This window comes from Marinobacter sp. tcs-11 (assembly GCF_002049515.1).
Classification (GTDB): Bacteria; Pseudomonadota; Gammaproteobacteria; order Pseudomonadales; family Oleiphilaceae; genus Marinobacter; species Marinobacter nauticus.
The window spans coordinates 50783-64599 of the sequence record NZ_LLYU01000008.1 but is presented as its reverse complement, the minus strand read 5'-3'; the positions used below and the strand labels follow the sequence as shown (position 1 = coordinate 64599).

The 13817-nt window shown below is 59.6% G+C and carries 9 protein-coding genes; 8 read left to right on the top strand and 1 reads right to left on the bottom strand.

Annotation, left to right across the window (positions count from 1 at the left end; all coding sequences use genetic code 11):
- Positions 1-59 precede the first annotated feature (59 nt).
- Positions 60-1061 (bottom strand): metalloregulator ArsR/SmtB family transcription factor, encoded by a 1002-nt coding sequence (locus ARC85_RS10700; RefSeq protein ID WP_222197207.1) that lies wholly within the window; start codon positions 1059-1061, stop codon positions 60-62.
- A 236-nt stretch (positions 1062-1297) separates the two neighbouring features.
- Here ARC85_RS10700 and tkt point away from each other — a divergent pair, with 236 nt between their 5' ends.
- The 8 genes from tkt to ARC85_RS10660 all read left to right on the top strand — a co-directional run bounded on the left by tkt (position 1298) and on the right by ARC85_RS10660 (position 13754).
- Entirely contained in the window at positions 1298-3298 is a 2001-nt protein-coding gene (gene tkt / locus ARC85_RS10695; protein ID WP_286714840.1) for a transketolase, read from the top strand.
- The gene (locus ARC85_RS10690; protein ID WP_286714839.1) at positions 3298-4326 is read left to right on the top strand and encodes a type I glyceraldehyde-3-phosphate dehydrogenase; all 1029 of its coding nucleotides are present in this window, start codon (positions 3298-3300) and stop codon (positions 4324-4326) included. The genes tkt and ARC85_RS10690 overlap by 1 nt, the downstream gene beginning before the upstream one ends.
- A gap of 91 nt (positions 4327-4417) precedes the next feature.
- Positions 4418-5578, top strand: a complete 1161-nt coding sequence (locus ARC85_RS10685; protein ID WP_023008549.1) for a phosphoglycerate kinase — start codon at positions 4418-4420, stop codon at positions 5576-5578.
- 66 nt (positions 5579-5644) lie between these two features.
- On the top strand, positions 5645-6709 hold the full coding sequence (fba, locus tag ARC85_RS10680) for a class II fructose-bisphosphate aldolase (RefSeq protein WP_011786479.1): 1065 nt from the start codon (positions 5645-5647) through the stop codon (positions 6707-6709).
- Between the two features lie 230 nt (positions 6710-6939).
- Positions 6940-8001, top strand: coding sequence for a zinc-binding metallopeptidase family protein (locus tag ARC85_RS10675; protein WP_023012217.1), 1062 nt, complete (start codon positions 6940-6942; stop codon positions 7999-8001).
- A gap of 14 nt (positions 8002-8015) precedes the next feature.
- A complete protein-coding gene (locus ARC85_RS10670; RefSeq protein ID WP_011786477.1) occupies positions 8016-9476 on the top strand; it encodes a circularly permuted type 2 ATP-grasp protein in 1461 nt (486 codons plus the stop codon).
- A 1-nt stretch (position 9477) separates the two neighbouring features.
- Positions 9478-10416, top strand: a complete 939-nt coding sequence (locus ARC85_RS10665; protein WP_286714838.1) for an alpha-E domain-containing protein — start codon at positions 9478-9480, stop codon at positions 10414-10416.
- Between the two features lie 35 nt (positions 10417-10451).
- Positions 10452-13754, top strand: a complete 3303-nt coding sequence (locus ARC85_RS10660; RefSeq protein WP_011786475.1) for a transglutaminase family protein — start codon at positions 10452-10454, stop codon at positions 13752-13754.
- Positions 13755-13817 lie beyond the last annotated feature (63 nt).

The window sequence follows — 13817 nt, the reverse complement described above, 5'->3', positions numbered from 1 at the left end:
TACGTAAAACTACCTACACCCATATCAAAAGTTTTTGATATTCCTGTGACGGCGATTGGTTACGCCGCTTCTGTACTCTTCCAGAATTCTCTTACCTGTACCTGGAACCCGTTGCGCAGGCCTATAAACAGCTGTTCGCCGGCGGTCAGCCCGGCGTCGGCCGCCCAGGAAGTCAGCTCTTCCGGCTCGAAGCCCAGCCACAGGTCGCCGCAGTTTTCTTTGGCCCAGTCCTGGTCGTGACTGCACAGATCACTGACGACCAGACAACCGCCACTGTTCATCAGGGCTGCGGCGTCCAGAAAAATGTCCGCCGGGCTGGGCACATGGTGCAGCACCATGTTGGCTACGATCAGGTCAAAGGCGTCGCCCCGCGCCAGCAGGGTGTCGGTCACGCCTTCGATCAGGTCGACGTTGTTCAGGTGTTCCTCTATGCAGGTGCGCGTCGCCTTGGCCAGCATGTCCTTGCTGTTGTCCAGGCCAACCACATGCTGGAACAGCTCCGACAGTACCGGCAGGAACCCGCCTTCACCCGGTCCGATTTCCAGAACGCTCCGCCATGACTGCCTCGCCGCACGCTTGCGAATCAGTTCCGCGGTAGGCTCGGCGTACAGGTCAAAGGCTGCAATCAGTTCCTGCTGTTCCCGGAATTGTTCGGAGTGCCGGGAGAAAAAGGCCTGGGACTGTCCCGCCCGCTGCTCTCGTATGGCTTCAATCTTTTCATTCAGGTGCCGGGGCAGGGCAACCCTGTCGACGGTTTCGAAAATCTGGCGGATTGCCTGGTCGGCCAGTTTGTCACTGTCCAGATTCAGCGGTCGACGATAGAAAATGGCATTGCCTTCCCGCTGGGGCTCCAGCAAGCCGGCCTTGTGCATCACTTTCAGGTGATGGCTCATGCCGGACTGGCGCATGTCGAACATCTGGCTCAGCTCCAGCACACCGAAGGTGTCCCGCCGCAGCACCCGCAGGATTTCCAGGCGCAGGGGGTCGCCGCTCGCCTTGAAGATCGGGGCCAGTACGTCCACAGAGGACAATTCGTTCGCATGTGCATTGAGTGAGGTCATGGTTGGCAAGTGTAGGTGCGTTCGGTTGGTCGATCAATAGCCATATCAAAATTTTTTGATATAGATTTATGAGTTCTGTGAAATCAGTCGGTTTGGTGATTTTGTGCCGGCTTCATCGGAAAACCACTACATATGGATTTGCCCCGGCATACCCTAATCGGCGAAAATACGCGCCTTCTTTTTGAGCAGTATTTGCAGCTTGAAGTCTTTTCCTGAAAAACACTGGAGAATTGTCAATGCCGTCCCGTAAAGATCTCGCCAACGCCATTCGCGCGCTGAGCATGGATGCGGTTCAGAAAGCCAAATCCGGCCACCCGGGTGCGCCCATGGGTATGGCGGATATCGCCGAGGTGCTGTGGAACGATTATCTTAGCCACAACCCGGCCAACCCGCACTGGGCCAACCGCGACCGCTTCGTGCTGTCTAACGGCCATGGCTCCATGCTGCAGTATTCCTTGCTGCACCTGAGCGGGTACGACGTCAGCATTGATGACCTGAAGAACTTCCGTCAGTTGCACTCCAAAACACCGGGCCATCCGGAATACGGTTATACCCCGGGCATCGAGACCACCACCGGCCCGCTGGGGCAGGGCATCGCCAATGCTGTTGGCTTCGCGCTCGCAGAGAAGGCACTGGCTGCTCAGTTCAACCGTCCGGGCCACGACATTGTTGACCACTACACCTATGCGTTCCTGGGCGACGGCTGCCTGATGGAAGGTATCTCCCACGAAGTCGCCTCTCTGGCCGGCACCCTGGGCCTGGGTAAACTGGTGTTCTTCTATGATGACAACGGCATCTCCATTGATGGAGAAGTAGAGGGCTGGTTCACCGACGACACGCCCAAGCGTTTCGAGTCCTACGGCTGGCAGGTTATCCCAAATGTTGATGGTCACGATTCCGATGCCATCCGTGCGGCCATTGAAGCTGCCCGTGCCAACACCGCACAGCCCACCATTATTTGCTGCAAGACCATTATCGGCTTCGGTTCCCCCAACAAGCAGGGCAAGGAAGAGTGTCACGGTGCCCCGCTGGGTGACGATGAAATCGCTCTGACCCGCGAAGCCCTGGGCTGGCAGCACGGCCCGTTCGAGGTGCCGTCCGAGATCTACGCCGCGTGGGATGCCAAAGAAAAAGGCCAGGCTGCACAGAGTGCCTGGGAAGAGAAATTTGCGGCCTATGAGAAGGCCGAGCCGGAACTGGCCGCCGAGTTCAAACGCCGCATGGCGGGTGACCTGCCGGCAGACTTCGCCGAAAAAGCCCAGGCCTATATCCAGGAATGCCAGGACAAGGGCGAGACCGTTGCCTCCCGTAAGGCGTCCCAGAATTCCCTGAACGCCTACGGCCCGCTACTGCCGGAACTGATGGGTGGCTCTGCCGACCTGGCCGGTTCCAACCTGACTATCTGGTCAGGCTGTAAAGGCGTGACCAAGGAAGACGCCTCCGGCAACTACATCTATTACGGTGTGCGCGAATTCGGCATGGCGGCCATCATGAACGGTATCGCTTTGCACGGCGGCTTCGTGCCCTACGGCGCCACCTTCCTGATCTTCATGGAATACTGCCGTAATGCCGTGCGCATGGCCGCACTGATGAAGCAGCGCTCGATCTTTGTCTTTACCCACGATTCCATCGGTCTGGGTGAAGATGGCCCGACCCACCAGCCTATCGAACAGCTGGCCAGCCTGCGCACCACCCCGAACATGAGCACCTGGCGCCCGGCCGACACCGTGGAGTCTGCGGTGGCCTGGAAAGCGGCCCTGGAGCGCAAGGATGGCCCGACGGCCATGGTCTTCTCCCGTCAGGGACTGCCGCACCAGCAGCGTGATGCCGAACAGCTGGCGAATGTGGCCAAGGGTGGTTATGTCCTGTCGGACAGCGAAGGCACGCCGGAGCTGATCCTGATCGCCACTGGCGGTGAAGTGGGCCTGGCCCAGGAGGCTGCAGCCAAGCTGCGAGAGCAGGGTAAAGCGGTGCGTGTTGTATCCATGCCGTCTACCGACGTATTCGATGCCCAGAGCGCCGAGTACAAGCAGCAGGTGCTGCCGCTGGAAGTCACCAACCGCATCGCCATTGAAGCGAGCATTGCGGACTACTGGTACAAGTACGTGGGCCTGGACGGTCGCATCGTTGGCATGACCACCTTTGGTGAATCTGCGCCGGCCGGTGAGTTGTTCAAGGAGTTCGGCTTTACTGTCGACAACATCTTGGAAGTGGCTGACGAACTGCTGGACGCCTGATGACCAACGCAACGCCGTTTCGAATTGCCATCAACGGGTACGGCCGCATCGGCCAGTGCGTGTTGCGGGCCCTTTATGAAAACGGCTATCGCGACCATCTGCAGGTGGTCGCGATCAACGAGTTGTCGGATATCGACACCATAGCCCACCTCACCAAATACGACTCCACCCACGGGCGGTTTCACGGTGAGGTGGCCGTGGATGGCGATAACCTGGTTGTGAACGGCGACCGCATCCGCGTATTGCGTCATCCTGAACCCGAGGAACTGCCCTGGCGACTGCTGGATGTGGATCTGGTGCTGGAATGCTCCGGCGCCTATTCTGACCGGGCCACGGCGGAAAAGCATATTGAAGCCGGTGCCCAGCGCCTGCTGTTTTCCCAGCCGGGCGATCCGGATGTTGACCGCACGGTGGTCTTCGGCATTAACGACGGGGACCTGAACGGTCAGGACGTGATCGTAGCTGCCGGCTCCTGCACCACCAACTGCCTGGTACCGGTCATCAAGGTCCTGGACGATGCCTTTGGCGTAGAGCAGGGCAGCACCACCACGATTCACGCCGCCATGAACGACCAGCCGGTCATCGATGCCTACCACCATCAGGACCTGCGCCGTACCCGAAGTGCCCTGCACAATATTGTGCCCGTGGACACTGGCCTGGCCCGCGGTATCGAGCGCTTGTTGCCTCATATGGAAGGCCGTTTCAGCTCGGTTGCCATGCGCGTGCCAACGCTGAATGTCTCTGCTATAGACATGGTGGTTAACGTGGGTGAGCCGACCGACATAGCCACAGTGAATCAGTTGCTGTGCAGTGCATCCGCAGGCTCATTGAAGGGTATCCTCGGCTATACCGATGAACTGCTGGCCAGTTCTGACTTCAACCATGATTCCCATTCCGGCGTGGTCGACGGCGGGCAGACCCGAGTCACCGGCGGCACCATGGTGAAAGTGTTGTGCTGGTTTGACAATGAGTGGGGCTTTGCCAATCGCATGCTGGATGTCAGCAGAACCTGGTTGAGCAAAACCTGAAGAATAATGTGGGGCTGATCCCGAAGGGAGTCAGGCTCCAGCCTTAGGCTTAAAATTTGCACCTTTGAACCCATAACTACGGAACCTGATTATGGCCATCAAGAAAATGACTGACCTGAACCTCGCCGGCAAGCGGGTTCTGATTCGTGAAGACCTGAACGTCCCGGTCAAAGACGGCAAAGTATCCAGCGACGCCCGCATCCGCGCCTCGCTGCCCACCATCAAGGCCGCCAAAGACGCCGGTGCCAAAGTCATGCTGATGTCCCACCTGGGCCGCCCGGAAGAAGGCGTGTACGACGAAGCCTCCTCCATGAAGCCCGTAGCCGAGCACCTGAGCACCCTGCTGGGCCAGGAAGTCCGCCTGATCAAGGATTACCTTGACGGCGTTGAAGTGGCCGACGGCGAAGTCGTACTGTTCGAAAACGTTCGCTTCAATAAGGGCGAAAAGAAAGACAACGAAGACCTCGCCAAGCAATACGCCGCCCTGTGCGATGTCTACGTGATGGACGCCTTCGGCACCGCCCACCGCGCCCAGGCCTCCACCCACGGTGTGGCGAAGTTCGCTCCCGAAGCCTGCGCCGGCCCGCTGCTGGCAGCCGAACTCGACGCCCTCGGCAAGGCCCTCGACAACCCGACCAAGCCAGTGGTGGCCATCGTTGGCGGCTCCAAAGTCTCCACCAAACTGGACGTCCTCAACGCACTGGAAAAAGTGTGTGACCAGATCATCGTCGGCGGCGGCATCGCCAACACCTTCCTGGCCGCAGCCGGCCACCCGGTAGGCAAGTCCCTGTGCGAACACGACCTGGTCGACACCGCCAAAGACATCGCCAGCCGGGTGGAAATCCCGCTGCCGGTTGACGTGGTGGTCGCCAGCGAATTCGCTGAAACCGCCACGGCGACGACCAAAAACATCTCCGACGTCAGCGACGACGACATGATCCTCGACGTCGGCCCGGAAACCGCCGGCCAGTTCGCTGAACTGCTGAAAAACGCCAAAACCATCCTGTGGAACGGCCCGGTTGGCGTGTTCGAATTCGACCAGTTCGGCAACGGCACCAAGGCACTCGCCCAGGCCATCGCCGAAAGCGACGCCTTCTCCCTGGCCGGCGGCGGCGACACCGTCGCTGCCGTTGACAAATACGGCGTAGCTGACAAGATTTCCTACATCTCCACCGGCGGCGGCGCATTCCTCGAATTCGTGGAAGGTAAAACCCTGCCGGCGGTAGCCGTACTGGAAGAGCGTGGTAATTAAGACGCCACTCCAAAATCCAAAACGAACAGAATTCAAACCTCAAAACGTCAACGAAGGAGACAACCCATGGCCCTGATTTCGCTGCGGCAACTTCTGGACCACGCCGCCGAGCATGGTTACGGTGTGCCAGCCTTTAACGTAAACAATCTCGAACAAATGCGCGCCATCATGGAAGCGGCCGACAAAACCGACTCCCCGGTCATTGTCCAGGCCTCCGCCGGTGCCCGCAAATACGCCGGTGCGCCTTTCCTGCGCCACCTGATCCTGGCCGCCATCGAAGAATGGCCGCACATCCCCGTGGTTATGCACCAGGACCACGGCACCAGCCCGGCCGTATGCCAGCGCTCCATCCAGCTTGGCTTCAGCTCCGTGATGATGGACGGCTCCCTGGGTGAAGACGGCAAAACGCCGACCAGCTACGAATACAACGTCGACGTGACCCGTCGTACCGTTGAAATGGCCCACGCCTGTGGTGTCTCCGTAGAAGGTGAGCTGGGCTGCCTGGGCTCCCTCGAAACAGGCCAGGCCGGTGAAGAAGACGGCATTGGCGCCGAAGGCACCCTGGATCACAGCCAGATGCTGACCGATCCGGAAGAAGCCGCTGACTTCGTGCAGAAAACCCAGGTCGACGCTCTGGCTATCGCCATCGGCACCAGCCACGGCGCCTACAAGTTCACCCGTCCGCCTACAGGTGACATCCTGGCCATCGACCAGATCAAAGCCATCCACGCCCGCATCCCGGACACCCACCTGGTCATGCACGGCTCCAGCTCCGTACCTCAGGAGTGGCTGAAAGTGATCAACGAATTCGGTGGCGAGATCCCGGAAACCTACGGTGTACCGGTGGAAGAAATCGTCGAAGGTATCAAGCACGGCGTGCGCAAGGTCAACATCGACACCGACCTGCGCCTGGCCTCTACCGGTGCTGTTCGTCGCTTCATGGCTCAGAACCCGGCGGAATTTGACCCGCGCAAATTCCTCAAGGCCACCATGGTTGCCATGACCGATATCTGTGTCGCCCGCTACGAAGCCTTCGGCTGTGCCGGCCAGGCCAGCAAGATCAAGCCGCTGAACCTCGAACAGATGTTCGAACGTTATGCGGCTGGCGAGCTGGACCCGAAGGTCAAGTAAGACCCGTCTTGAAGCCCCCGACCTCCGGGGGCTTTTTCTGATGGGTGAGCTGAAAGCCCATCGCCCGTGTTGATCCCCGCACTTATCGCTGCAACAAAGAACAGGATGCCGACGCCAAGGGTTGTCGCTTCGAAGATTGGTATTGCTTAACGGCAGATTTTTGCGTTTTGGCCTGGATGGCCAATACTTGAAGGCATGCTCTTGCCGGTAATGGCCAAGGATGCCTTCCAATGAAGCTGTTCCACTGCGGTCGATGTGCCAACCTGCTTTATTTTGAAAACAGTCGCTGTACCCATTGCGGAGCTGACCTGGGCTTTGCCCCGGATGTCATGGATTTGCTGGCGATCGAGCCGGAAGGCGATAACACCTGGGCGACGGTCGCACGTGGTGATCTCTACCGGTTGTGTGACAACTATCAGAATCAGCGAGCCTGTAACTGGCTGATCCCCAAAACCGATCCGCATACCTTCTGTGTTGCCTGTCGCCTGAATCGCACAATCCCGGATCTCAGCATCGAGAAGAACAATGACCTCTGGCGTCGTCTCGAAAAAGAGAAACGGCGGCTTGTGTATTCCGTATTGCGCCTGGGACTCCCGTGCGAACCCCGGAACGAAGATCAGCTTGGGCTGGCATTCGATTTTCTGGCCGATCAGCCGGCTATGTTTGACGAGCGTGAAAAAGTAACGACAGGCCATGCCAATGGCGTCATTACCATCAACATTGCCGAAGCAGACCCGGTGGAACGCGAGCGGATGCGCAACCAGATGGCCGAGCCGTATCGCACTGTTTTAGGGCATTTTCGCCATGAGTCCGGACACTATTACTGGGATCTGCTTGTCCGGAGTAGCCCGTGGCTTGGCAAATTCCGGGACCTTTTTGGTGATGAGACCAGGGACTACAGGCAAGCGCTGGACCAGCATTACCAATACGGCCCGTCCTCTGACTGGCAAAGCCGATACATCAGCGCCTATGCCAGCAGCCATGCCTGGGAGGACTGGGCAGAGACCTGGGCACATTATCTGCATATGGTGGATACATTGGAAACCGCCTGGCAGCTCGGTCTGCGTGTGAATACCTTGCAGCCCGAGGAAACAAGCGGCGAAACAGGCCCTGCCTTCGACCCCTGCCAGACCGGTGATTTCGATGCGCTGATCAGGCATTGGTTGCCTTTGACGCTTGCGCTCAACAGCCTGAACCGAAGCATGGGGCACGACGACGCCTACCCCTTTGTGCTGGCGCCTGCGGTGGTGGAGAAGCTCCGTCTGGTGCACCAGATCGCTCACGGACGTTAATGAAAGGATCCCGAATGAAAAAGAACAAAGCGATTGACTGGAAAAACTACGATCCCAACGACTTCTACGATGAGCTGATCGCTGCCAAAGGGAAGCCCAGACGAGCCGCGACGGCGATTACCGACTACCTGGGCAATCTCGGGTCCGAGGAGATCCAGGCGCGCCAGCAGGCTGCCGAACTGGCGATACTGGAGATGGGGATCAGTTTCACCATCTACAGCGAGGGCGAGAATATCGACCGGGCCTGGCCTTTCGATATCATTCCCCGGGTGATTTCGCTCCGGGAGTGGGAAAACATTGAACAAGGGCTGGCCCAGCGCCTGACGGCCCTCAACATGTTCATTAACGATATCTACAACGACCAGAATATCGTCAAAGACAAGGTCATTCCCAAGTACGTGTTCGCCAACTCCAAAAACTTCCGCGAGCAGTGCCGTGGTTTTACGCCGCCACTGGGGGTCTGGGCCCACATTTGCGGATCGGATCTGGTGAGGGACAAGGACGGAAAGGTATATGTTCTTGAGGACAACCTGCGGGTTCCTTCCGGTGTTTCCTACATGCTGGAGAATCGCCAACTGACCAAGCGGGTGTTCCCGGAACTGTTCGACAACAACAGTATCCTGCCGGTGGATGACTACACCAACCAGCTGTTCGACATGCTGGCGTCGATTTCTCCAAGGCCCCAGGATCATCCAAGAATTGCGGTACTCACTCCGGGGATTTTCAATTCGGCCTATTTCGAGCACTCGTTCCTGGCGCAACGCATGGGTGCCGAGCTGGTGGAGGGGGCTGATCTCGTCGTTGGTGAAGACGATTGCGTGTACATGCGCACAGTAGAAGGCCTGGAGCGCGTGGACGTGATCTACCGGCGCATTGATGACGACTTTCTGGACCCGGAAGTCTTTCGGGCAGACTCTACCCTGGGCGTGCCGGGCCTGATGCGAGCCTGGCGCAATGGCAAGGTTGGCCTGGCCAATGCGCCCGGTGCCGGAGTGGCCGATGACAAGGTGATCTACGCCTTCGTGCCGGACATGATCCGCTATTACCTCGATGAGGAGCCGATCATCCCGAACGTGCCCACCTATATGTGTGTGAACAAGCAGGACCAGGAGTATGTGCTCGAGCACCTGGACGAGCTGGTGGTCAAACCGGCGAATGAGTCCGGTGGTTACGGCATGCTGGTGGGGCCGCATTCCACCAAGAAGCAGCGCACCGAATTTGCCCGTCTGATCAAGAAGAACCCACGCAACTACATCGCCCAGCCCACGTTGAGTCTGTCTGTCGCTCCCACGCTGTGCGACGAGGGTTTGGCGCCGAGGCACCTGGATCTGCGGCCCTTCGTGCTGCAGGGCGTGCGAACCTACGTTACCGCCGGCGGGCTCACGCGGGTGGCGATGCGCAAGGGCTCCCTGGTGGTGAATTCTTCCCAGGGCGGTGGAAGCAAGGATACCTGGATCGTGGACGAGGAGAATTGATGTGCTGTCACGTGTAGCGGAAAGACTGTACTGGATGGCCCGATACCTTGAGCGGGCCGAGAACAATGCCCGGATGATCATGGCTTTCAATTCCCTGGCACTGGATATGCCCCGGGAGACCCAGCTGTCCTGGAAAGGGCTGGTGGCGGTGACGGGCATGGGTGCGCTGTTTGACCAGCACCACCAGAAGGCCGATGAGCGCAACTGTGTGAAGTTTCTGATGGCCGACAGTTACAACCCGAGCTCCATCGCCTCCTGCATCAATGCTGCCCGGGAGAATGTTCGCACCACCCGGGACCAAGTACCGACCGACGCCTGGGAAGTCATCAATGAACTATATCGTTACATCCAGGAGTACATCGACCAGGGGGTGGGGAAACGCGCGCGATACGATTTCCTGAACGAGATCGTCGGCCGCTGCCAGATGCTCAATGGTTTGCTGGCCGGGTGTATGAGTCACGACGAGGGCTACGACTTCATCCGGGTGGGTCGCAACCTTGAGCGGGCCGACATGGCCACCCGTCAGATTGAAGTGGGAGCTCTGCAGTTCCTCGATGGCTGGGACGGCACGGAAACCTACGGCGGGCTATTGTGGACGAGCGTTCTGCGCTACCAGAGTGCCTTCCAGATGTACCGCCACAACGTGCGGCGCAAGGTCAGCGGGCCTCTGGTGATTCGCTTCCTGTTGCAGAACGAACCCTTCCCGCGCTCGGTGCTACACAGTCTCAGCGAAGTGGCCGGTGCCCTCGGTCGCCTGCCCAGGAACGAGATTCCGCTACGCACGGCGCTGCAGGCGGTCCGTCACACCCGTGAAGGCGACGTGGATGCGTTGATCCGCAAGGAGGACGTGATCCTGTTCCTGGAGAACCTGCAGCTGGAGATCGGTGAACTTCACGACGACATTGCAGAGACCTGGTTTCCTGTCTACGAGACAGCCTGAAACTCCCAACACTATTCGCCTGCGAGATAGGTTCCATGTCGATTCACGTTGCCCTGAGTCATACCACCCATTATCGCTACGAGCGCCCGATTACCCTGGGCCCTCAGATTGTTCGTTTGCGACCCTGTCCACATGCGCGCACCCGGATTCTCAGTTACTCGCTGAAGGTTGAGCCCGAAGGTCACTTCCTGAACTGGCAACAGGACCCGCAGGCCAACTATCTGGCCCGGCTGGTGTTTCCGGAAAAGACCGACGAGCTGAAAATCACGGTGGACCTGGTTGCCGAGATGGCCGTGATCAACCCGTTCGATTTCTTTCTGGAACCCCGGGCGGAGACCATTCCCTTCGACTATGAGGAATGGCAGACGGCGGAGCTGGCGCCTTACTTGCAGAAACTGCCGGAAACACCGGAATTCCGGAAGTGGATGGCCACCATAGACCGCAAGGAAACGCCCAGCGTCGATTTCCTGGTGGGCGTAAACCAGCGGCTTGCCAACCGGATCGATTATCTGATCCGGATGGAGCCGGGCGTACAGACGCCGGAAGAGACCCTGAAAAAAGGGTCCGGATCCTGTCGGGATTCCACCTGGTTGCTGGTCCAGACTCTCCGGCACCTGGGCCTGGCGGCGCGGTTCGTCTCTGGCTACCTGATTCAGCTCAAGGCAGACCTGAAAGCCCTGGATGGTCCCTCGGGCGCGGAGGAAGACTTCACTGACCTGCACGCCTGGTGCGAGGTCTTCCTGCCCGGCGCCGGTTGGGTGGGACTGGATCCGACGTCTGGCCTGTTTGCCGGTGAAGGGCATATTCCGCTGGCCTGCAGCCCGGATCCGTCCTCGGCGGCGCCCATTTCCGGCATGGTGGAAGACTGCGAGGTCGAATTTGAGCATCAGATGAGCGTCCAGCGCATCTGGGAAGCGCCGCGGGTGACTAAACCCTACACCGAGGAGCAGTGGCAACGCATTGTGGATCTGGGGCATGAGGTGGACGAACGCCTGACCGAGCTGGATGTGCGCTTGACCCAGGGCGGTGAACCCACCTTCGTGGCCAATCACGACCGTGATGAGCCGGAGTGGAACACCGAGGCGATGGGCCCCACCAAGCGGAAAAAGGCCATCGAGCTCTACCATCGGATGCGGGACCGGTATGGAGCCGGTGGGCTGGTGCACTTTGGCCAGGGCAAGTGGTACCCGGGCGAGCCGCTGCCGCGGTGGTCACTGAACTGCTTCTGGCGCAAGGATGGTGAGCCAATCTGGCAGGATGAACGGTGGCTGGCGGACGAGCGTACTGAAGGCAAGGCAAGCCCGGAAGATGCTCACCGGTTTTTAGCGGCCCTGGCGAAGGAACTGGGTGTCGATGAAAAACACCTGTTCCCTGGGTTCGAGGATGCCTTTTATTACCTGTGGCGGGAACGACGGCTGCCGGTCAACCTCGATCCCTTTGATGCCAAACTCGACAATGCCCTTGAGCGGAAGCAGCTTCAGCAGATTTTCAGCCGGGGTCTGGATGAGCCCGTCGGCTACGTGCTGCCACTGCGTGTTTCCGAAAAGGAGAAGGCCTGGGAGACCGGACCCTGGTTCCTGCGCAGCGAGCGTTGCTACCTGATACCGGGCGGCTCCCCCATGGGCCACCGGCTGCCCCTGGACAGTCAGCCCTGGGTGGAAGAAGCGGATTACCCCTGGATCCACGAACAGGACCCGTTTGCCCCTCGCGGGCCCTTGCCTGTCAGCGAACAGATCCGTCAATGGAACAGCCACAGCCAGGCTGGCCGGCCGTCTTCGGAGCTGAAGCCGCCGGCCAAAGGCAAGTCGGCACCCGAGATTGTCCGCACGGCCCTGTGTGTTGAGCCCAGGGAGGGCATCCTTCGCGTCTTTATGCCGCCGCTGGGGGAGCTGGAGCCTTACCTTGCGCTGGTCTCGGCCATCGAGAAAACCGCCGCAGAGCTCAGGCAGCCGGTCTTGCTGGAAGGCTATGAGCCACCCTCCGACCCACGGTTAAGTCATTTCCGGATTACCCCGGATCCGGGAGTGATCGAAGTGAATGTGCAGCCGGTCAAGACCTGGGATGAGCTGGTCGAGCAGACCGAGACGCTCTATGCAGACGCCTACGAATGCCGGCTTACGTCTGAGAAGTTCATGATGGACGGCCGTCATACCGGTACCGGTGGCGGCAACCATTTTGTGCTGGGTTCGCAAAAGGCCGAGGACTCTCCGTTCCTGCGGCGCCCGGATCTGTTGCGCAGCCTGATCAGCTACTGGCACAACCATCCCAGTCTGTCCTACCTGTTCTCCGGCCTGTTCATTGGCCCCAGTTCCCAGGCCCCCAGGATTGACGAGGCCCGCAATGACCACGTGTTCGAAATGGAGCTGGCCTTCAAGGAGATGGAGCGGTTATGCCCGGTGGGCAAGAAAATCGCGCCCTGGATGGTGGACCGCTTGCTCCGGGACCTGCTCACCGATGTCACCGGCAACACCCACCGGGCCGAGTTCTGTATCGACAAGCTCTATTCCCCGGACGGCCCGGGTGGGCGTCATGGTCTGCTCGAGTTGCGTGCCTTCGAGATGCCGCCCCATGCCCGCATGAGCCTGACCCAGCAGCTGCTGTTGCGCGCGCTGGTGGCACGCTTCTGGGAGCAACCCTACAAGCCGCCAGGGCTGGTGCGCTGGGGCACCGAACTGCACGACCGGTTCCTGCTGCCTCACTATGTCTGGCAGGATTTCGAAGATGTGATCGACGATATGAAGGCCCGTGGTTACCCGCTCGAGAGCGAGTGGTTCGCGCCCCATTTCGAGTTCCGGTTCCCCCGGATCGGCGACTACAAGGTCAAGGGCATCACCCTTGAGCTGCGCTCGGCCCTGGAGCCCTGGCACGTCACTGGTGAGCACGGTGCAATCGGCGGCACTGCCCGTTATGTGGATTCCTCCCTGGAGCGTCTGCAGGTGAGGGTGCGCGGTGCTGCGCCGGATCGTTACCAGATCACCTGTAATCAGGTGCCTCTGCCACTTCAGCCTACCGGCATGGTGGGCGAGTCGGTCGCCGGGGTCCGTTACCGGGCCTGGCAGCCGTCGCAGTGCATGCACCCGACCATCGGGGTGGATGGGCCGCTGGTGTTTGATATCGTGGACACCTGGAACGAACGCAGTCTGGGCGGGTGTGAGTATCACGTGGCCCATCCCGGTGGCCGGAATTTCGAGACGCTGCCGGTGAATTCGTTCGAGGCTGAAGGCCGCCGTATGGCGCGTTTCTTCCGGATGGGACACAGCTCAGGCCAGCAACCCCTGCGGCCGGTGCCGGAGCACCGGGAGTTCCCGTTCACCCTGGATTTGCGGTATCACAAATAACATGTGTGAACTTACCGTTTGATACTGGCTCAGGGGGCTGGAAAGCGGCTATGCTTCCAGCTC